Genomic DNA, 17,404 nt, shown 5'->3' on the forward strand with positions numbered 1-17,404 from the left:
TTGGCCGGACTGCGGAGTTTAGTCGCCGACCACCCGTCCCAAGCGGCTTGGAAACGGGTCGGCGGGAGGCTTTGAATGGCGCAGAACGACGCCGACGTCGGTGTGATCATCGCAGCGTACAACGCCGAGCGGACCATCGCTCGAGCGATCGCCTCGGCCCTCGCCGAGCCAGAGGCCTGCGAGGTCATCGTCGTGGTCGACGGCGCCACGGACGCCACCGCCCAGGCGGCCCGCGCAGCGGACGACGGGTCCGGCCGGCTGCAGGTCATCGAATTGGCGCTGAGCGGCGGGCCGGCGGCGGCCCGCAACCTGGCGATTTCCAAGAGCCGCGCGGCGTGGGTCTGCCCGCTGGATTCCGACGACTTCTTCCTGCCCGGGCGGCTCGGCCGCCTGCGGGCCGAGACCGGCTATTGCGACTTCGTGGCGGACGACCTCCTCCGGGTCATCGAAGGCCGGCTCGACGCGCCGCCGCATCCGATGATCGGCGAGCGCATGAAGCTGCCCATGTGCCTGGATCTCGAGACCTTCGCGCGGGCCAACATCAGCCGCCCGCACCTGCCGCGCGCCGAACTCGGCTTCCTGAAGCCGCTCATGCGGCGCAGCTTCCTGACCAGCCACCACCTGGTCTACGACGAGAGCCTGCGGCTGGGCGAGGACTTCATCCTCTACGCCAAGGCCCTGGCGATCGGGGCCCGGTTCAAGGTGATCGGTCCGTGCGGCTACATGGCCGTGGAACGGGCGGATTCGATCTCCGGCAGCCACGGCGCGGCCGAGCTGCGCAGCCTGGTGGATGCGAGCCGTCGGCTGGAGCGTTTCCGCCTGACGCCGGACGAGCTCGCCGCCGTGCGCGAGCACCGCGCCCACGTGGCGGCGAAGCTGGCGCTGCGCGAGTTCCTGGACGCCAAGCGCGCCGCCGGCCTCGTGGGGGCCGCGGCGGTCCTCGCCCGCGCGCCGTCGGCCGCGCCCTACGTGGTCACGACGATCGCGGCCGACGTCCTGCGCCGGCGGCGCAGCGCCAAGCCGGCGGAACCGGCCCGCGCCGCCGCCGCCTGACCTCGCTCAACGCAGAAACTGAATTCAGACGCGCGCCTCTTCGGCTTCGCTCGTCGTCCGGCTGGACCGCAGCATGCGGTCCACCGCCGCCTGGGCCGCGGCCCGGCTGGCCTGGGCGCCGTCCGCCACCGTCACCCCGTCCTCGTCGTAGACGCTCCACGCCCAGCCGTTTTCCAGCTGACTCAGCGAATAAGCAAACGAGCGCGGCTCGTACATAGCCCGGCCTCCACACATACTGGCTCGTCCGTAACACCCTGCTTCGACGGGAGTTTCCCGGCTTCCCGCAAACGTGAGCGCAGAGGGCGGAGAACCAGGGGCCGAGCTTGCGGGTTTGCTGCCCAGCTAGCTTCGTGGAGACGCTCATCGTGACCTATTACAACTACCTCGGGCAGGCGATGCCCGAGAGCGCCAACGGGCCTGGAGTCTATGGGACCAGCGCCGGCGGCGAGACCCTGACCGCGCCGGCGGGCCCCTCCTCGGTCGACGGCAATGGCGGCGGCGACCGGCTGGTCGGCTCCAGCGGCGACAACACCTTCTACGTGCGCGATCCGCACGACGTGGTCGACGTCTCGGCGGGCACGGGCGGGACCAAGACCGTCGTCGCCTACACCTCCTTCACCCTGCCCGCCAACGTCCAGAACCTGACCTCGTCGGGGACGTACAACTACGCCGCGGGCAACGGTCTCGATAACCTGATCAAGGTCGGCAACGACGGCGAGACGCTTTACGGCGCCGGCGGCAACGACGTGCTGGTCGGCGGCTTCGCGAACGACACCTTCGTGGTCAAGGCGGGCGAGGGCAGCGACGTGATCTACGGCTTCCACGCCGGCGACACGATCCGCCTGGTCAGCCCCTCCCTCACCTCCTTCCAGGCCGTGCAATCGGCCATGAGCCAGGTGGGCTCCGACGTCTCGATCCGCATCTCGACTGGCGAGCAGCTGATCATCCGCAACACCACCGTCGGCCAGTTCAAGGCGAGCGACTTCCTGCTGCCGCTGAACCGCAGCCAGCTCGGCGCCTCGACCCTGGACGACGAATTCAACAGCTTCCAGCCGTACAACTTCTCGACCCACCAGGGCCTCTGGCGCACCGACTTCGGCCTGGGGCGCGACAACCCCGACACCTACACCCTGCGCAACAACGGCGAGCAACAGGCCTACGTCACGGCCGACTACCAGGGCTCGTCCGGCCACGCGCTCGGCTACAACCCGTTCTCGGACTCCAACGGCGTGCTGACGATCACCGCCCAGCCGTTCAAGGCGAGCGACCTGCAGTCCACCTTCGGGGCCACCTACGCCTCGGGCATGATCAACACCCGCGGCATCTTCCAGCAGCAGTACGGCTACTTCGAGATCCGCGCCGAGCTGCCGACGGCGCACGGCGCGTGGCCCGCGTTCTGGATGGTGCCCGACAAGAACACCCAGGGCGTCGAGGCCGACATCACCGAGAACATCGCCATCAACCCGAACATCGACTTCGTCCGGGCTTATGGCGGCGGCAGCGCCAGCTTCGCCAATGTGCTGAAGACCGGCGACATCTCCGGCTTCCACACCTACGGCATGCTGTGGACGCCTTCGACGGTGACCTTCTACTACGACGACCAGGCGGTGTTTCAGGCCCCGACCCCGGCCGCCTGGAACCAGCCGATGTACCTGATCGCCAACTTCGCGGTCGGCGGGTTCGGCGGCACGCCGGACGCCTCCGCGTTCCCCGACACCTTCAAGATCGACTACATCCGCGCCTACGGCCTGGCCGACGGCTCGAGCGTCGTTGAGCACCTCACGCCCACCGCGCAGGACACCCTGCCTGGCGGCGGCTCCAGCGACGCCACGGCCGGCGACGACAACCTGCAGGCAGGGTCCGGCGCGACCGAGATCCACGCCGGGGCCGGCAACGACACGATCGCCGGCTGGTCGGGCGGCGACTACCTGACGGGCGACGACGGCAACGACGTGATCAACGGAGGCTCCGGCTTCGACCGCACCAACGGCAACGCGGGCAACGACACCATCCACGGGGCGGCCGGCGACGACTGGGTCAGCGGCGGCAAGAACGACGACGTCCTCTACGGCGACGACGGCCAGGACATCGTCAACGGCAACCTCGGCAACGACACCGTCGGAGGCGGGATCGGGGAGGACACCGTCCGCGGCGGCCAGGGCGACGACGTGGTCAACGGCGGCGCCGGCAACGACTGGCTGAGCGGCGATCTCGGCAACGACACCATGAGCGGCGGCGCCGGGGCCGACACCTTCCGCGCCTTCGCCGGCGGCGGCAATGACCGGATCACCGACTTCACCGCCTCCGAGGGCGACCGGATCGCGGTCGACCATGGCTCGGCCTACACGGTGGGCCAGGTGGGCTCCGACACCGTGATCACCTTCTCCGGCGGCGGCGAGGTCGTGCTGGCCGGAGTGCAGATGTCGAGCCTTCCGCAGGGCTGGATCTTCACCACATGAGGGAACCGGGACCGAGGCCCGGCCATTCCGGCGCACGGTGAAGGTCTTTCCACGGGCGTGGGCATGAGCACGGACATCGCGGTCCTCGAGGTGGACGTGGGCGTCTGCACCTTCCGCCGCGAGGCGGTGGCGGAGACGCTCGCCTCCCTGGCCGCCCAGGACCTGCCGCCGGGCGTCCGGATGCGCGTGATCGTCGCCGACAACGACGAGACGCCGAGCGCCGAGCCGCGCGTCAGGGACGCAGCGGTGCGGCTGGGACTGGACCTCGCCTATGTCCACGCACCGGCCCGCAACATCTCGCGCGCCCGCAACGCCTGTGTCGACGCCGCCCGCGGCGATTTCCTCGCCTTCCTGGACGACGACGAGACGGCCGCGCCGGGCTGGCTCGCCGCCCTCCTGGCCGAGGCGCAGCGGGGCGGCTGGGACGCGGTGCTGGGGCCGGTGAAGGCGGTCTATGGCGACGACGCCCCGCCCTGGCTGGCGGCCGGCGATTTCCACTCCACCGCGCCGGTCGAGGTCGGCGGCCGCATCCTCAAGGGCTACGCCGGCAACGTGCTGCTGCGCGGCGAGGCGATCGCCGCCCATGGCCTTCGCTTCGACGAGGCGCTCGGCCGGCAAGGCGGCGAGGACGACGACTTCTTCTACCGGCTCACCGACGCCGGAGGCCGCATCGGCTTCGCGCCCGACGCCCTGGCCCACGAGCCGGTGCCGCCGACCCGCGCCTCGCTGAAGTGGCTGATGACCCGCAGCTTCCGCACGGGACAGACCCACGGTTCGCGCCTCAGCCAGCAGCACCGCGGGCCCGCGCGCCTGGCCCAGATGGGGCTGGCCGCGGCCAAGGGCGGGGTGTGCCTGGCGGGCGCGGCGGCGACCGCCTGGTCGCCCAAGGACCGCAGCCGCTGGCTCGTCCGGGGCTCGCTCCACGCCGGCGCCGTGGCGCGGCTCGCGGGGCTGCGCGAGCTGCAACTTTACTGAGCCAGCGCGATCTTCTTTCCAAACAAGCGGAACAGCCTCCCGCTTATCGGAGTTGGTGATCGCGCGGCGGCGCGCCCGTCGCAAATCGTTTGGTCGCGATTTGGAGAGAGTTCACATCATGCGCAGGCGTTCGCCCTCGCTCGCCGCCGCGGCGTTCCTCGCGCTGGCGGCTGCACCCGCATTCGCGGGCACCTCTGCCCTGCCCCCACCCGACGCCATCGCGCGGGTCTCGCCGGGCGCCACCGAGTATCGCATCGGTCCGCAGGACATGCTCGACGTCAACGTCTCGCAGCTGCCAGACCTGACGAAGACCGTGCAGGTCGATCCCAGCGGCAAGATCCTGATGCCGCTGATCGGTCAGATGCAAGCCGGCGGCCGCACCCCGGCGCAGCTGTCCAACGACATCGCCGCGGAGCTGAAGAAGAAGTACATGAAGGACCCGATCGTCGTGGTCTCCGTGAAGGAGGCGAACGGCGAGAAGGTGACCGTCGACGGCGCGGTCTCCAAGCCGGGCGTCTACGCCCTGGCCGGTCCCACCACCCTTCTGCAGGCGGTCGCCCTGGCCTCGGGGCCCGATCCCAAGCTCGCCAACCCCAAGCGGGTGGCGATCTTCCGCACGGTCGGCGGCCAGCGCGTCAACGCCATCTACGACCTGACGCAGATCCGGAGCGGTCACGCCGAGGATCCGGCGGTCTACGGCAACGACATCGTCGTGGTCGACACCTCCGGCGCCAAGTCCTTCATGCAGAACTTCCAGGGCGGCTTCGGTCTGCTCGGGATGCTGATCCGTCCCTGGTGAGCCGGGAATCCACCTCGTGACCTTCGGTCGAACCCCGATGCGCTTGCTGGAGCGCTTTCCGACGGAACCGGCCGAAGGCGTCGGGGTTATTGGCCACGCTAGCTTTTCTTCCGAACCGGGTGGGGTCCCGCAAGGCCCACAAGCGTCCGGGATCGCGCAGCCGTCGCGAGGCGGCATCGGAGTTGCGCCATTCCGACCGGAGCTCGAACGCCACCGGCGCTCCCGCCCTGCCAGATGGTCTGTGAACGCAGGTTGCCCATGAACAGTTTGATCACGCTCTCGCATGAGCTGCCCGCCCATCCTGGGCAGGCCTTTCGGCCGATCGAGCCTGAGCGCATGCATCTGCGCCAGCTGTTCGGCATCCTCCTCCAGCGTGCGCGCCTGGGCCTCGGCGTCGCCGCCGCAGTGTTCCTGGTGGTGCTCGCCGCCTTCGCGCTGAAGACGCCGACCTACAGCGCCACCGGCTCGGTGGTGATCGATCCCAAGGGCGTCAACATGGCCCGTCCCGAGCAGCCGCAGACCTATGGCGCGCCGCCGGACACCAGCGCCGTGGACACCCAGGTGGAGATCCTCCGCTCGGAGGCGCTCGCCGAGCGCGTCGTCCGCCGGCTCAAGCTCTACAACGACCCCGAGTTCAACGCCTCGCAGGCGCCGGGCCTGTTCGGCCTGATCCCGGCCAAGCCGCCGATCGCCAATCCCTCGCCGCGGCTGGTCTCGCGCGTCGCCAACAGCCTTCTCGGCCACGTCTGGATCCGCCGTGCGGGCCTGACGTACGTCGTCTACGTGGGCGTCTCCTCGACCTCGCCCCAGAAGTCGGCGGCGATCACCAACGCCTACATGGACGAGTACCTGAAGAAGCAGCTCGACGATAAGATCGCCCTGGTCTCCAAGGCCAACGGCGAGCTCGGCGCGAGCCTCGAGAAGATGCGCCAGGACGCCGAAGTCGCCGTGGCGCGGGTGCAGGAATACAAGAACGCCCACGGCCTGCTGTCGTCCGAAGGCGCGACCATGGCCGAGCAGGAAGTCTCGACCCTCAACACCCAGATCGCCCAGGCCAAGGCCGACGCCGCCGAGAAGCAGGCGCGCCTGGCCGCGGCCCAGGCCCAGCTGCGCAACGGCTCGGGCGGGGCGGACGTCGGCGCCGCGCTCGGCTCCGACACCATCAAGGAACTGCGCAAGCAGGAGGCCGAGCTCTCCGTGAAGCTCGCCCAGCTGAAGACCGACTTCACCGACCAGTACCCGGAAGTGAAGCGCACCTCCGCCCAGCTGCATGACGTCCGCGCCGAGATCCAGCAGGAGATCAACCGGATCATGTCGAACCTGCGCGCCGAAGCGCAGGCGGCCGCCGGGCGCGAGTCCTCGCTGCTCGCCAGCCGCGGCGTCGCCGCGGGCGGCATCGCCAGCAACAACCAGGCCTCGATCGGCCTCGTCGGCCTGCAGCAGAAGGCCGACGCGGCGAAGGCGATCTACGAAGCCTATCTGAACCGCGCCAAGCAGGTGGCCGCCGAAGGCAGCCTCCAGCAGGCGGACGCCTCGGTGAACTCGCCGGCCGCGGTGCCGACCTCGCCGTCCTCGCCGAACATGCGGCTGGGCGCGGCCATCGCCCTGCTCGCCGCGCTCATCTCGGCCGGCGCCGCGGTGATCATGGCCGAGTTCTGGGACAAGCACCTGCGCAGCCGCATCGACGTGGAGCGCGAGCTCGGCGTGCCGTTCGCCGGCGTGCTGCCCGACTTCCGCTCGGTGAAGCCGAAGAACCTGCGCGGCCCCGACGCGGCGCCCCAGGAATACCTGGTCAGCCACCCGTTCTCGGGCTTCGCGGAAGCCTTCCGCAACCTGCGCGCCTTCCTGATGGTCTCGGCCCGCGGCGACGACGCCAAGCTGATCGCCGTCACCTCGGCCGTGCCGCGCGAGGGCAAGAGCCTGACCTCCTTCTGCCTGGCGCGCACTCTCGCCCTCGGCGGCGCCCGGGTCTGCCTGGTTGACTGCGACCTGCGCCAGCGGGGCGTGACCAAGCTGATCGGGCCGCGTGAAGTGGGCCTGGTGGAGGTCGTGCAGGACAAGGTCCCGCTCTCGGAGGCCCTGGTCCACGACGACAAGTCCAACTGCTTCGTCCTGCCGGCGGCGGGCAAGTCGATCCCCTACGACCTGTTCTCCAACCCGGACACCGACGACGTGCTGCGCGAGCTGTCCAACCAGTTCGACTATGTGATCCTCGACGCGCCGCCGATCCTCGGCGTGGCCGACGCCCGGATCCTGGCCGGCAAGGCCGACCGCGTCCTCTACCTCGTCCAGTGGAACAAGACCCCGCTGCGCGCCGCGCAGTCGGCGGTGGACATCCTGCACGAGTGCGGAGCCAACGTGGCCGGCGCCCTGCTGACCAAGGTCAACGTCAAGGGCCAGGCCCGCTACGGCTACGGCGACTCCAGCGACTACTACGGCTACTTCAAGAACTACTACATCGCCGCCGCCTGAGGCCGCCGATGAACGTTCGTGGCATCCGAGCCGGAAAGGGCGGCGGCGCTGTCGCCGCCCTTGTCCTGGCGCTGGCGCTCGGCGCCTGCCTGCGCGGCCCGTCCGAGGCTTCGGCGGCCCCGGGCCCGCTCAAGACCTCGCCGGACGGCCGGCCGCTGGCCCTGACCTTCGACGACGAGTTCAACAGCTTCCGCCGCTTCCCGGGACCGGGCGGCGTCTGGCGCACGACCTTCAAGGACGGCCGCGCCGGCGACGAGTTCGAGCTGCGCACCCTGAAGGGCAACAAGGAGGTCCAGCTCTATGTGGACCCCGAGTTCCAGCGCCTCGGCCTGAACCCCTTCCGCGTCGCCAATGGCATGCTGGAGATCGCCGCGACGCCGGCCCCGGCCGGCGCGGCCGCGGGCCTGCGCGGCTATCGCTACGTCTCGGGCCTGATCAGCACACAGCCGGCCTTCGCCCAGACCTATGGCTACTTCGAGATGCGGGCCAAGCTGCCGCGCGGCAAGGGCGTGTGGCCGGCCTTCTGGCTGCTGCCGGCGGACCTCTCCTGGCCGCCAGAAGTCGACATCATGGAGAGCGTCGGCGACCCGTCGAAGTACTACGTCACCTATCACTCGGCGGCAGCCAAGGACTCCGGCACCGAGGTCCCGATCTCGCCCGACACGTTCCACACCTTCGCCGTGAGCTGGGACTCCAAGGACGTGGCCTGGTTCGTCGACGGCCGCGAGGTCAAGCGCCTGCCGACCCCGGCCGACATGCACAAGCCGATGTTCATGGTCGCCAACGTCGCCCTCGGCGGCGACTGGGCCGGCTATCCCGACGCCACGACACCGTTCCCCGCCAAGCTCACCATCGACTACATCCGAGCATACAGGTTCGCCCGATGACCTCCGCCTGGGACGCCCGACCTGGAAGCCCGCAAGGCGGCTCGCCCCGCATCCGCCGGATCCGCGGCGGCGGCGAGAGCGAACCGCCGCCCCGTCCCCACGCGCGCCCCGGGCCGCGCGTCGTGCCGGTCGAGCTGGTGGAAGTGCGGCCGCACCGCGCCGAGGGGCTGCCGCTCGGCCGAACCGGCCTGGACGTGGACGGCCTGTTCGCCTTCGTCCTCTTCCTGCCCATGCTGTTCCTCGGTCAGCTCACGACCATGGGCGCCGCCATGATCGCGGCGCTCACGCCCCTCTATCTCTTCGTCCGCCGCGACCGGCTGCTCGACGTGATGCTGCCGCGCAGCTTCATGTTCCTCGTCCCGGCCTTCGCGATCTTCTCGGTGACCTGGTCGCAGGCCCCCGGCGAGAGCCTGAAGTACGCCGTCGAGCTGGCCATCACAGTGACCGCCGGCCTGCTGCTCTCCTCTGCCCGAAGCCAGGAGGCGGTGCTGCGCGGCATCGCCCTCGCCTTCCTGACCTATGTGGTCGCCTCGCTCTTTTTCGGCGGCTACGTCGGCGTCGGCGTCGGCATGGGCGGCGAGGCCTTCTCCGGCCTCACCGAGAGCAAGAACCTGCTGGCCGACATCGCCTCGACCGGCCTCGTGGTCTCGGCCGTGGTGTCGCTCATGGCGCTGCAGGGCCGACGGTGGCTGTGGGTGCTGATCGGCGGCCTGGCCATGGCGCTCGACCTCTATTGCGTAGTCGCCGCCCGCAGCGCCGGCGCCCTCCTGGGCCTCGGCATGGCGATCATGGGGCTCGCCGCCCTGACGCCGCTCGTCTACGCCGGCAAGGTCGTCCGCGCCTGGGCCACCTCGGCCGTCGGCCTCTGCCTGATCGCCATCGGCATCGGCTATTCGACGCTCGCCCAGGCGATGATCAACCTCGGGGCCAGCATCTTCGATAAGGACCCGACCCTCACCGGCCGCACTTATCTCTGGTACCGCGCCGGCGACCTGATCGCCGAGAAGCCGATGCTGGGCCGCGGCTTCTACGCCTTCTGGCTGCAGGGCAACATTGACGCCGAGGGCCTGTGGCGCTTCTTCGGGATCGACGGCCGCGGCGGCTTCACCTTCCACAACACCTATGTGGAGATCCTGGTGATGCTCGGCTGGGCGGGCCTGATCCTCATCGCCCTGACGGTTCTCACCGGCGTCGCCTTCCTGATCCGCCGCTTCGTCGTGAAACCGAACCTGCAGCTCGTCTTCTGGATCGCGATCCTGCTCTACGAGCTCGCCCGCACCCCCATCGAGACCATCGGCGTGGCGCCGTTCTACTTCTCGACCGTCCTGGTGTTCGGCGCCATGGGCGCAGCGTTCGACCGGGCCCGCGCGCCGCGCGGTTCGGCGGCCGCGGCGGTACAGGCCGCCCCCGCCCAGCCCTGGGCGGTGGAGAGCTTCCCGGGCGGCTGGGCGCACCAGCGGCCGCCGCACGTCGGGCTGCGCCTGGTGAAGCCCGCGCGGGACGGCCAGTGACGCTCGCCAGCGGCGACCCCGCTCCCCTGTCGGCTTCCCCGGCGGCGACCGAGGCCGAACCACCCGCTGGCCGTCGCCGCCTCCATCGCACCTCGCTCGGCGCCCTGGCCCTGACCGGCGCCAGCGCCCTGCGCCTCGCCCTGCAGCTCGCCATGCTGCCGATCCTGGCGCGCCTGGTGGGGCCGGCGGAATACGGCCTCGTGTCCATGGCCATGCCGTTCATCCTGTTCGCCAACGTGCTGTCCGACGGCGGGATGAGCTTCGCCCTCGGCCGCCGGCAGGAGGTCTCGCGCGAGCTCGAGGCGACCGTGCTCTGGCTGTCGGCCGGCATCGGCCTCGTCATCGCCGTCGCCCTCAGCCTCACCGCCTGGCCGATCGGCGCGGTCATGCACCAGCCGCGCCTGCCGTGGCTGATCGTGGCGCTGAGCCCGATCCTGGTGATGAACGGCCTGGCCGCCGCCTCCAACGCCCGGATCATCCGCGAGGGCCGGTTCAGCGTCTTCGCCGGAGGCGACCTGCTCTCCACCCTTACCGGCGCCGCCGTCGCCCTCCTGGCGGCCCTGCACGGCTACGGCGCCTGGAGCCTGGTGGCCCAGCAACTGGCGCTCTGGGTGGTCAAGCTCGTCTGGGTGATGGCCAACGGCCGCGCCGCGCTGCGTCCCGCCTGGCGCTTCGACGAGGCGCGCGAGCTTCTGAAGTTCGGGATCCACGCCATCGGCTCGCTGCTCGCCGACTACGTCTCGCGCAACGTCGACAACCTGATCGTCGGCGCCATCCTCGGGTCCACCGCGCTCGGCTTCTACGCCATGGCCTATCAGATCGTCCGGATCCCGGACATGCTCATCACCGGCCCGGCCTACCTCTACATCTTCAACGCCGTCAGCCGCGCGGCGCACCGGCCGGACCGCCACGCCCTCCCCGCCCTCGCGGTCTCGGCGCTGCGCCTCGCCTCGGCGGCCTTCGCGCCCCTGTTCTGCGGCCTGGCCCTGACCGCCGACCTCGCCGTGCCCCTGGTGCTCGGCGACAAGTGGCAGGGCGCCATCGCGCCCCTGCGCTGGCTGTCGGCCGCCGGCTTCTCCTTCTGCGTCTGCGCCCTGATCGGCGCCTTCCTCCTGGCGCTGGGCCGCTCGGCCGTGCAGCTGCGGCTGTCGAGCCTGCTCGGCGGCGTCACCATCGTGCTCGTGGCGGCCTCCGCGCCGTTCGGGCTCGCCGCCGTCGCCGCGGCCCTGGCCCTCGGCGTCAGCCTGGTGTGCGGGGTCTACGTCTGGCGTCTGGCAGACACCCTGGAGGCCGAGCGCCGGGAGCTCGTCGTCGCCTTCGCGCCCGCCTTCCTGGGCGTCGTGGCCATGACCGCCGTGCTGCTCCCCGCGCGCCGCCTGCTGGCGGGGGCGCCGCCGATCGTCGCCCTGGCGGTCATGATCGTCCTTGGTGCGGCGGTCTACGGGGCCGTCCTGCTGGGGTTCGCGCGGCGGCGGCTCATCGAGGACGGCCGCGCCTTCGCCAAGGTCCAAGCCGGCTAATCGGGCCGGCTAATCGGGCCGGCGAGCTAGGCGGCCGCGAGCCGGGTCGCCAGGCGGCGCACGCGCGCCCGCACCGGCAGGGTGAGCAGCGGCCAGACGTCCGGCGCGGCGAGGCCGCGGACGAGGCCGCCCTTCACGTCGCCGGCCTTCAGCCGCCGGACCACGTCGTCGTAGGTCAGCGCCCGCTCGAGCGACCGGCGGCGGGCCGCCTGGGCGCGCCGCGCCGCGGCGGGCAGGTTCGGGAAGTCGGCCTCGAAGGTGGCGTCGGCCTCGAGCATGGAGAGCAGGTGCCGGCGATCCATGGCATGGGACACCGAGGCGGGGTGGCGTCGGTAGAAGTAGAGCGCCGCCGGCTCGGTCCTGAGCTTCAGGCCGCTGGCCATCAGCCGCAGCAAGACGTCGTAGTCCTCGCCGATCCGCAGCCGCTCGTCGTAGCGCACGCCGGAGGTCTTCAGCCCGGCGGCGCAGATCAATGGTTTGAGGTAGCCGAGCCCCGGCCGGCGCGCATACATCCGACTCGAGCCGATGACGTCCGCCAGGTCCAGCCAGCGCGCCTGTTCGAACGGCGCCGCATCGAGGAAGGCCGCGCCGTCGTGCGGCCGGGCGCCGTCGTCGAAGGCCACCAGATTGTCGGCGACGATCCCCGCCCCGTCCGCCTCGGCCCGGCGCACCAGGCGCTCAAGCCGGTCGGGGGCCATGAGGTCGTCGGAATCGAAGATCGCCAGATAGCGCCCGCGCGCGGCGGCGAGCGCGGCGTTGCGGGCCGCGCCCGGGCCGGCGTTGCGCGGCTGGCGCAGGAGGCGCACGCGCGGGTCGGTCCAGGCGGCGCGGGAGACCACGCCGGCGCTATCGTCGGTGGAGGCGTCGTCGGCGACGATCAGCTCCCACTCGCGCAGGGTCTGGGCCTGCACGGAGGCGATCGCCTCGGCCAGATGGCGGGCGCCGTTGAAATTCGCCGTGATGACCGAGACGACCGGGCGTTCGGCCGTCATGACGCCGCCGGGGCGATCTGGGTGTCGGGCTCGGGCGTCGCCGCCAGGCGGCGCGGTTCGGCGGCCCAGCGGAAGACCTGCAGCCAGAAGCCCAGCGACCAGCCCAGGTGCATGATCATCGCCGCGGGCCCTGCGAGCGCCACGGCGGGATCGCGCGACCTCGCCGCCAGCGCCAGGCCGTAGCCCAGGGCCGTCGCCATCCAGACGAGCGCCGGGATCGCCAGCGGCCAGAACAAGGGCGAGGCCGCCAGCCCCAGCACCGCCGGCGCCACGGCCAGGGGCAGCGCCTGGCGCAGCTTCAGCGGGGTGTAGTGCTTGAGGACGGTGCGCGCCCGGCCCTTGCCGTAGCTCACGTACTGCTTCCACAGCGCGCCGGGCGTCCGACGCGGGTGATAGACGATGCGCGTGCGGTCGGTCAGCCAGATCCGCGCGCCTTCCTGGGCGAGCCGCAGGTCGAGCTCGGCGTCCTCGTTGTGGCTGAAGCTCTCGTCGTAGCCGCCGATCGCCTGGAAGGCCTCGTGGCTGAACAGGGCGTGGTGGCCGTGATCGACCCAGCCACCCTCCGCGCCGACCCGGTGGGCCGCGCCACCGGTGCCGAGGCGGGAATTCTGGGCCGCCGCCACGGCGCGCTGGAACGGCGCCTCGCCGACCGTCTCCATGGCCACGACCACCGAATGGGCGCCGGTGCGCTGGGCCTCGGCGATCAGGGTCGAGACGTAGTTCGTGGGGTAGTCGGCATGGGCGTCGACACGCACCAGCCAGGGCCGGTCGCCGCCCAGGGTGCGGGCGGCCAGATTGACGCCGGCGCTCTGCAGGCGGCCCGGATTGTCCATCAGGCGCACGCGCGGGTCGCGCGCGGCGATCTCGGCGACGATGTCACGGCAACCGTCGTCGGAGCCGCCGTCGGCCACCAGCACGAGTGGATCCACCAGCCCGTCGTCATCGAGAATTCTGGCGATCACCTGGGCGATGAGGCCGGCCTCGTTGAGGCACGGGATGACGATCAGGGCGCGGCGCGCGGCGAGTTCGGGCTCGAGCGGCGCCGGCGCATTGGCGGCCTCGGCGGGCACGTGGATCAGCCGCTCAGGATCGATCTCGGCCCAGGCGCGCGGCCAGGCGGCGGGCGCGCTCCAGGGCGAGCGCGCGGCGGCCTCGCCGGCTGGCGCCCCGGACGGCGCGAAGGACCTCTGTTCGGCGGGCGCGATCGGCCCTCCCTCGTCGCGGAAGGCGTCGTCAGGACGAAGGGGAAGCTCGGCGCGGGGCTTCGGGCTTTGCATGGTACGCGGGCGATCCAGACTTCTCGGAAGAGTCCGCCCGGCGCAGCTTCGGACGGACGGGCTCTAAACCGCCTCGCCGGGAGAATGTTCCGGCTGAACGTGGCTGTTCTGCGCAACGCGCCGCAGGGGTCCGGAACGCGGCTCAGGCGCACCCGCTCCGCCCAGCGCCTGCACCATCCGGACGCAGTCGTCGGCGTCGGCCACGAAGGCCCGGCGCGGCAGCTCGGCGACCTCCTGGCGAAGCGCGGCGTAGCGCCTCGGCGACAGGCCCTCGAGCCAGCCTTCCAGGTCGGCCGGCTCGCGCAGCCGCACGCCGAAACCGTGCCGCGCCAGGTAGCGGCCGGTCTCGACGCCGGAGAGCGCGATGGGCACCGCGCCGTGGCGGCTGGCCTCGTAGAGCCGGTTGGGCAGCAGCCAGGAGGAGTTCTGCCCCTCCTCCATGAAGTCGATGGCCCAGGCGAAATGCGCCTCGCCGTAGAGGCGCGGCAGGTCGGCGGCGGCGTAGGCCCCGCCGAAGGTCACGTTGTCGACCGCCGCCACCTGCGCGTCGAAGTCGTCGAACTCGGTATGGGCCGGACGGCCGTGGATGCTCACCTCGACGAGGTCCGGCCGCCGGGCGGCGAGGTCGGTGAGGATGTCGAGGCTCTTGCGGCAGCGAATGGCGCCCATCCAGGCGATCCGCCACGGCGGCCCCGGCGGCAGGGCCGCGATCGCGGAAGGCGCGGCATCGGGCTCCAGCTCCAGCACCTTGTTCTCCAGCAGCAGGACGGGCGTATCGAGGCCGCGTCCCAGGCCCTGGCGCGGGCGAAAATAGGCGTCGAGGAAGGCGGGCGAGGAGACCACCAGAAGGTCCGCCCGCCGCATCAGGGCCCGCTCGGCCGTGCGCAGGGCGCGGCTCTTGACGCCCTGCCCCAGCATCAGGCGGTGGATGTCCAGGCACTCGTACACCAGGCGCGCGGAGCTGCCGGCGAAGCGCCGCGCCGCCTCGGCGACGGCGAGCATCTCCAAGGTGCGGGCCATCACCACCTCGACGCCGGCCAGATGGCGCGCCAGTCGCCGGCCCGCCGCCGCGGTAAGCAGCGTCTTGGCCGCGCGATGGGCGAGACGCGCGTCATGGGTGCGACCAAGGTCGATGGCCGGGACGCCCGCCACCTCGGCGGGGGCCTGGTCCTCGCGCCGGAAGCCCAGCGCCACCGGCTCGGCCCCGCCGGCCTTCAGCATCCGCAGCCGCCGGGCGACGGCGGGATCGGTCAGGTCGTGGACGAAATAGGCGATCTTCACATCGTGCCCCGAGATCGGCTTCAGCCTCTGCGGAGCCAAACGCGCCACGAGCCGTTTGGAGGCCAAGGTTCGTTCCATTTCACGAGACCGCGGGCGGGGCATGGCCGTATCGGCGCATTCGGAAATCCAGCATCAGGCGGCGGCGGAAGACCGGCCGCGCGAGCTCGGGCCGCTGCCCAAGGCGGCGGGCGAGGTGCGCTCGATCCAGTACCTGCGCGGCTTCGCCGCGTTCGGCGTGCTGCTGTTCCACGCGGCCGAACGGGCCGGCGGCGCCTTCGGCGTCGGCGCGGCCGGGGTCGACGTCTTCTTCGTGATCTCCGGCTTCATCATGTGGGTGGTGACCTGCCGCAAAGCGCCCTCGCCGGGCGACTTCCTGCTGCGCCGCGTCCAGCGGATCGTACCGCTCTACTGGGGCCTGACGCTCGCCGTGGCCGCCGCCGCGGTGGCCATCCCCGGCGCCTTCCCCGCCATGCGCGCGACCGCCGCGCACCTCGTGCAGTCCCTGCTGTTCGTCCCGCACCGCGACGAAACCGGGCTCATCGCACCGCTCATCGTTCCGGGCTGGACCCTGAACTACGAGATGTTCTTCTACCTGCTGTTCGCCGCCGCCCTGCTGACGCCGGCGCGCGTGCGGCCGTTCGTGCTCAGCGCCGCCCTGCTTGGCCTCGTCGCCGTCCGGCCGCTGGGCGACGGCCAGAACGCCATCTGGGCGACCTACACCAACCCGTTGCTGCTCGAGTTCGGGGCCGGCGTCTGGCTCGGCAAGGCGTGGTCCGAGCGCCGCCTGCCGGGCCGCGGCGTCGGCTGGGCGCTGGTCGGCCTGGGGCTCGCAGGCTTCACGGCCGTCACCCTGGCGGGCTTCGACGTCGAGCCGGCGCGGGTTCTGCTGTGGGGCCTGCCCGCCTTCGCCCTGGTGGCCGGGGCCGTCAGCCTGGAGCAGGCCGGCCCGCTGCCGCACTGGTGGCCGCTCCGCGCGCTCGGCGATGCGTCCTATTCAGTCTACCTGGTTCATGGACTGGCGATTTCGGCCGCCGTCCGCGGTCTCGAAAAGCTCGGGGTTGGTGCGCCCGCCGTCACCTTCGCCGCCTCGGTCGCCACCGGCGTCGTGGCCGGCCTCCTCGCCTACCAGCTCGCCGAGAAGCCGCTCATGAAGCTCTTCCGGACCGGCCTGGCCGCCCGCCGCCCGAGCCCCGCCGTCGCGCCCGCGCCTTAGGAGGCGGCCGGAAAGCTTCAGCGGCGCCTTGAGGGCGGGCTCGCGCAGCTCGGGCAGGGTGAGCCACAGGGGATTGGCCAGATAGGCCTGCGCGGCGAAACGCAGCGCCAGGTCGCGCCGACCCTGGCCCATGGCCCGGCGGGCCAGCCACATGAGGGTCAGGCTCCGCGCCGCCCAGACGTCGGGCTTGGCCAGCCGTGGCCCGTCGCGTTCGCAGCGGCGGATCACCTCGAGCGCGCCTCTCGCGGTGCGCTCCAGCGCGTGCGAGGAGCTCTGAGGCATGATCCGGTAGAGCACCAGGGGCTCGTCGATGGGCACGACCGCGCCGCGCCAGGAGAGCTGCAGCAGGAGCTGCCAATCCTCCACCTGGCCGAAGTCGCGCACCAGATCGCCGTCATAGCCGCCGATGTCCCGCACCAGGTCGGCGCGCATCAGCATGGCGCTGCCGTTGCCCACCGGATTGCGCAGCAGCAGCTCGCGGTAGCCCACCCGCGCCGGCAGGGCCGTTTCGGCGACGGGCAGCAGTTCGTCCTCGGTATCGATCCACAGCGACCGGGCGAAGGCGAAGGCCGCGCCCTCGCCCGCCGCTTCCAGGGCGGCGACGGTGCGCTCCAGGAACTGCGGCCGCCACATGTCGTCGGAGTCGAGATTGGCGATATAGCGGCCGCGCGCCTCGGAGAGCGCCCGGTTGCGGGCTGCGGAGACCCCGCCGTTCGGCTGGCGGATCAGGCGCACGCGGACGTCGTCGAGGGCGCAGCGGGCGACCACCTCGGCCGTGTCGTCCTTCGATCCGTCGTCCACGACGATGACTTCGAAGTCGGTGAAGGTCTGGTCGCGCAGCGAGGCCAGCGTGCGTCCGACGAACGCCGCTGCGTTGTACGCCGGAATGATGACGCTGACGCTCGGCGTCGTTCCCATGGCTCACCTGAAGTGCAGGTCCCCGTGACGCCTTAACGCCCCAAAGC

The 17,404-nt window shown here is 71.6% G+C and carries 13 protein-coding genes and 1 pseudogene; 9 read left to right on the forward strand and 5 right to left on the reverse strand.

The window, feature by feature from the left end:
• Positions 1-75: 75 nt before the first annotated feature.
• Positions 76-1,053 carry a glycosyltransferase family 2 protein gene (locus tag DJ017_RS15585; protein ID WP_111529578.1) on the forward strand — a complete coding sequence of 326 codons (978 nt, stop codon included), beginning with the start codon at positions 76-78 and terminating at the stop codon, positions 1,051-1,053.
• Positions 1,054-1,077: 24 nt separating this feature from the next.
• Here the strand turns inward: DJ017_RS15585 and DJ017_RS15590 are convergent, their stop codons facing one another.
• On the reverse strand, positions 1,078-1,269 hold the full coding sequence (locus DJ017_RS15590; protein WP_111529579.1) for a hypothetical protein: 192 nt from the start codon (positions 1,267-1,269) through the stop codon (positions 1,078-1,080).
• 134 nt (positions 1,270-1,403) lie between these two features.
• Between DJ017_RS15590 and DJ017_RS15595 the strand changes: the two genes are divergently transcribed.
• The 7 genes from DJ017_RS15595 to DJ017_RS15625 all read left to right on the forward strand — a co-directional run bounded on the left by DJ017_RS15595 (position 1,404) and on the right by DJ017_RS15625 (position 11,676).
• Positions 1,404-3,512 (forward strand): family 16 glycosylhydrolase, encoded by a 2,109-nt coding sequence (locus DJ017_RS15595; protein ID WP_111529580.1) that lies wholly within the window; start codon positions 1,404-1,406, stop codon positions 3,510-3,512.
• Between the two features lie 63 nt (positions 3,513-3,575).
• Positions 3,576-4,487 (forward strand): glycosyltransferase, encoded by a 912-nt coding sequence (locus tag DJ017_RS15600; protein WP_165830647.1) that lies wholly within the window; start codon positions 3,576-3,578, stop codon positions 4,485-4,487.
• A gap of 118 nt (positions 4,488-4,605) precedes the next feature.
• Entirely contained in the window at positions 4,606-5,286 is a 681-nt protein-coding gene (locus DJ017_RS15605) for a polysaccharide biosynthesis/export family protein (RefSeq protein WP_111529581.1), read from the forward strand.
• Positions 5,287-5,622: 336 nt separating this feature from the next.
• A complete protein-coding gene (locus tag DJ017_RS15610) occupies positions 5,623-7,758 on the forward strand; it encodes a GumC family protein (RefSeq protein ID WP_165830648.1) in 2,136 nt (711 codons plus the stop codon).
• Positions 7,759-7,766: 8 nt separating this feature from the next.
• Complete coding sequence (locus tag DJ017_RS15615) at positions 7,767-8,645, forward strand: glycoside hydrolase family 16 protein (RefSeq protein ID WP_111529583.1); 879 nt, start codon at positions 7,767-7,769, stop codon at positions 8,643-8,645.
• Positions 8,642-10,156 carry an O-antigen ligase family protein gene (locus DJ017_RS15620; RefSeq protein ID WP_111529584.1) on the forward strand — a complete coding sequence of 505 codons (1,515 nt, stop codon included), beginning with the start codon at positions 8,642-8,644 and terminating at the stop codon, positions 10,154-10,156. The genes DJ017_RS15615 and DJ017_RS15620 overlap by 4 nt, the downstream gene beginning before the upstream one ends.
• Entirely contained in the window at positions 10,153-11,676 is a 1,524-nt protein-coding gene (locus tag DJ017_RS15625) for a lipopolysaccharide biosynthesis protein (protein ID WP_165830649.1), read from the forward strand. Before DJ017_RS15620 ends, DJ017_RS15625 begins: the two co-directional genes overlap by 4 nt.
• A gap of 26 nt (positions 11,677-11,702) precedes the next feature.
• On the opposite strand, the gene DJ017_RS15630 is transcribed toward DJ017_RS15625, so the two are convergent.
• The 3 genes from DJ017_RS15630 to DJ017_RS15640 all read right to left on the reverse strand — a co-directional run bounded on the left by DJ017_RS15630 (position 11,703) and on the right by DJ017_RS15640 (position 15,274).
• The gene (locus DJ017_RS15630) at positions 11,703-12,668 is read right to left on the reverse strand and encodes a glycosyltransferase family 2 protein (protein WP_111529585.1); all 966 of its coding nucleotides are present in this window, start codon (positions 12,666-12,668) and stop codon (positions 11,703-11,705) included.
• A complete protein-coding gene (locus DJ017_RS15635; RefSeq protein ID WP_111529586.1) occupies positions 12,665-13,945 on the reverse strand; it encodes a glycosyltransferase family 2 protein in 1,281 nt (426 codons plus the stop codon). Before DJ017_RS15635 ends, DJ017_RS15630 begins: the two co-directional genes overlap by 4 nt.
• 63 nt (positions 13,946-14,008) lie before the next feature.
• The gene (locus tag DJ017_RS15640; protein WP_165830650.1) at positions 14,009-15,274 is read right to left on the reverse strand and encodes a glycosyltransferase family 4 protein; all 1,266 of its coding nucleotides are present in this window, start codon (positions 15,272-15,274) and stop codon (positions 14,009-14,011) included.
• A 52-nt stretch (positions 15,275-15,326) separates the two neighbouring features.
• Between DJ017_RS15640 and DJ017_RS15645 the strand changes: the two genes are divergently transcribed.
• Positions 15,327-16,439 carry an acyltransferase family protein gene (locus tag DJ017_RS15645; protein WP_111529588.1) on the forward strand — a complete coding sequence of 371 codons (1,113 nt, stop codon included), beginning with the start codon at positions 15,327-15,329 and terminating at the stop codon, positions 16,437-16,439.
• A gap of 321 nt (positions 16,440-16,760) precedes the next feature.
• On the opposite strand, the pseudogene DJ017_RS20850 reads toward DJ017_RS15645, so the two are convergent.
• A pseudogene (locus DJ017_RS20850) lies at positions 16,761-17,357 on the reverse strand (glycosyltransferase family 2 protein); the annotation flags it as partial.
• Positions 17,358-17,404 lie beyond the last annotated feature (47 nt).

Origin of the sequence: Phenylobacterium soli, assembly GCF_003254475.1 — a bacterium.
Taxonomy (GTDB): domain Bacteria; phylum Pseudomonadota; class Alphaproteobacteria; order Caulobacterales; family Caulobacteraceae; genus Phenylobacterium; species Phenylobacterium soli.